The 2,981-nt window shown below is 35.0% G+C and carries 4 protein-coding genes; 1 reads left to right on the forward strand and 3 read right to left on the reverse strand.

All coding sequences use genetic code 11. The annotated features are described in order from the left end of the window. The 3 genes from OEW78_RS10300 to OEW78_RS10310 form a co-directional block, all read right to left on the reverse strand. A partial coding sequence (locus OEW78_RS10300) for a thymidylate kinase (protein WP_300327203.1) occupies window positions 1-379 on the reverse strand: 379 nt, incomplete at its 3' end. 413 nt (window positions 380-792) lie between these two features. Then, the gene (locus tag OEW78_RS10305; protein ID WP_300327204.1) at window positions 793-1,866 is read right to left on the reverse strand and encodes an MBL fold metallo-hydrolase; all 1,074 of its coding nucleotides are present in this window, start codon (window positions 1,864-1,866) and stop codon (window positions 793-795) included. A gap of 115 nt (window positions 1,867-1,981) precedes the next feature. Further along, complete coding sequence (locus OEW78_RS10310; protein WP_300327205.1) at window positions 1,982-2,407, reverse strand: PPOX class F420-dependent oxidoreductase; 426 nt, start codon at window positions 2,405-2,407, stop codon at window positions 1,982-1,984. A gap of 245 nt (window positions 2,408-2,652) precedes the next feature. Between OEW78_RS10310 and hsp14 the strand changes: the two genes are divergently transcribed. Beyond that, the coding region (gene hsp14, locus OEW78_RS10315) for an archaeal heat shock protein Hsp14 (RefSeq protein ID WP_300327206.1) at window positions 2,653-2,981 on the forward strand (329 nt) is incomplete at its 3' end.

Genomic DNA, 2,981 nt, shown 5'->3' on the forward strand with positions numbered 1-2,981 from the left:
GAAGTAAAATTACAAGATCTGCATTTGGAAGTCCAGCATCAAGATTTTCAAGCCAATTTTGTTTCATGCCATTTGCAATTCCATAAACCAGATTAGAGTGGTAGTATCTATTCATAATCAAAACAGAATTTTTCTCTTGTGCTACTAAAATCTCGTCAAGTTTTTCCCATCTATTTGCAGCCAATAAACAATGAATTACTTGTGGAGGAAATTTTCTTTTTCCCCTCAAATATTGTCTGATTTCTTTTCCGATTGGTGTTTTGTAGTCAGGAAAATGGAATAGTTTAGTTTTGACCTTTCTTTTTTTAAGGGCTTTTTCCAACATAGTTGATTGAGTTAGTTTTCCTGCTTGGTCTCCACCTTCAATTACAATTATCATAAGTTATCAAAACAGAGAAATTAATTAATTAAAAATCTATCAATAGCAATTATCAATATTCAGTAATAAAAACAAGATTTCTTGTAAAATCAAGGAAAATATGCAATTGGAAAATCTGTCAACACTAAAAATAATGAAGACAATAGTTCATAATTAACAAATGATGATAACACAAAGCCTAAAAACAATCAGGATCTTGTTTAGGTGCTCTTTTGGGTACATTAATTTTTACCGCTCTATCCATAATCCCATACTTATTGTACTGGGGTTATGGTAGGAAGTTAGAAAATGCACCCACGTGGAAGTTAGTTGTCTTATTCTTCAAGAATTTTTTTAGAAAAGAGTAGTAATGGATTTTGATTTCTGATAAACCACAACACTAAATTGTGATAAAAATAGATACAAAAATTAGTTTAGTCGATCATGGCATAGAAAACCATGGAGACGCAGTTTTCAACCGGACTGACTTTGATGTCTTTGAGATCCGGGTATTGTTCTACAGTCAATTCAGCACACTTGTCTGCCAAATCACCAAAGTAATCTGCACTTGGTTGAGTTGTCTGCATTGCAATAATTGCATTATCTAATACCTGCAGTGTGAATTCTTTGTTGAATTTCAGGTGCTCAGGAGTACCCAATATTGGTTCATGCCCCGAAATTATGATGTCCCAATCCATTGCCAAGATCTTATCATGTGCTGCAATGTGCTCTCCCATGTCTCTTGCAATCCCAAAGTATTGGAACGGTGCGGCTTTTGGATGAAACAAATCGACTGCCATTATGACTTTGTGTGCTGGAGAGTAGATCACAATGTCTCCTTTGGAATGGAATGGTCCAATGTAGGATAATTCAAGAACTTGGTCACCCACCATCAAGATATACTTATCATCAAAGGTAACTGTAGGGACTGGTCGTTGTGAATCATTTTTCATTGCCAAGTGATCTGCAGTATCAATATGAGAAACGTATGTTGTATCTTTTGGAAATATGCCAGCTGAACCGACGTGGTCTTTATGGATGTGTGTGTAAATTAGATGTGTAACCTTCTCTGATGTAACATCAGATATTGCTTGTTGGATTTTGTCTCCCAAACCCATGGGGGCATCAACAACTATGACACCTTCCCCGGTTGTCAGAAACATCATCTGATAGTTACCATCAGTAATCCAATAGAGACCATCACCGATTTCAATTACCGCATATCCTTTTTCAGGATCAATCTCGGGTCCAGTTACGGCATAATCCATTGCAGATGGGAACAGTCCTTTTTTGGCAGTAATAATTTCAGAATTTTTAATTTCTTTTTTGTTATCTGAGATTTCCGAGCATAACATATCACCGCAAACCTTTTTCGAATTGATTTCAGTCAGAGCTTTTCCCTGTGATATCAGTGCTTCAGCGTTTGGGGTAATTTCAGATTGTAAGGACGGAAGGATTCCAAGTGACAAGACTAGAGGAATTAGCATAATGATTGACCAAGATTTCATAAAATCAATAGTATGTAATTTTATTTTAAAGTTTAAGACGGTAAGATTTCTGTAGATAACCAATATCTATGCGGAATTCAAAAAAAGATATTCAAAAAATGATTCCGTTGTAACATCAAGATGCTACTTCCTTTATTCCGAGAATTTTGGTCGGAGTGATTTCGACTAGTAATTCACCTTCCACACAATTGCGTTTTCCTATTCTTTCAGAGTTCTCTTCTCCCATGTACCTACTTGCAATTTTTGTGGTCCATAGCAACAATCCTTTATAATCTTGTGTAATGCTAGCCTTGCCTTCAATTATGACAAAAGAATAAGGAGGTGCTTGTTCATCAGCACAAAAACTAACATTTGGATTGTTTGTGATATTTTTTGCTTTAATTGTTGCACTCAGGGTTGTAAAGTAAATTTTTTCATCTTCCCAAACAAACCAGATTGGAGCTATATGTGGCAATCCGTTCTTTCTTATTGATGAAATCTTTCCTGTCTTTGTTCCTTCTATCAAAAATTCATTGATTTCATCGTTGGACATTTTTTGCATGTGTCTTGCACTATGAATTCAAATAAAAACTCTAGATCCGTTCCAAGACAGAAAAACCAATCACAGTTCACCTGTGAAATCCAATATGTCTATTTGCTGACATGGATTTCAGATGCTTCTGCCATGTTCATTGTACTCCTAATCGAATTTGAACTATCAAGGATTTTCAAAGAATCAACTTTCGTCATTATGCTACGCTAAATTCTGTCAAGGTTTATAACCAAAAATGGAGTACATAGCACAAAATGGGACTAGTTAACGATGTAATCAAAGAGATCGGAAACAAATCAAGAGAATTCTATGAATTTGTTTTACCACCGATTGACATGCATCGTAATGAAGATAATCTCAAAGTAGTAATTGACATTCCAGGATTTAACAAAGAAAATATCAAGTTGACCCTGTGTAAAGATATACTTTCCATCAAGGCTCAAAAAGAAGTTGATGAAAAGGAAACAGAAACATTGATTTCAAATCAGAGACCAAGTGTGATTGATAAAAAAATTAGACTTCCAATCGAGATTAAACAAGGTGAAGAAAAAATAGAGTCTGCAAAATATGAAAATGGTGCGCT

The sequence above is a fragment of the Candidatus Nitrosopumilus sp. genome (assembly GCF_029882185.1).
Lineage (GTDB): Archaea > Thermoproteota > Nitrososphaeria > Nitrososphaerales > Nitrosopumilaceae > Nitrosopumilus.

What these genes read in the sequence shown, in the direction of transcription:
- OEW78_RS10305 (WP_300327204.1), bottom strand. Translation starts at nt 1,866, where the DNA reads ATGAAATCTTGGTCAATCATTATGCTAATTCCTCTAGTCTTGTCACTT.
- OEW78_RS10310 (WP_300327205.1), bottom strand. Translation starts at nt 2,407, where the DNA reads ATGCAAAAAATGTCCAACGATGAAATCAATGAATTTTTGATAGAAGGA.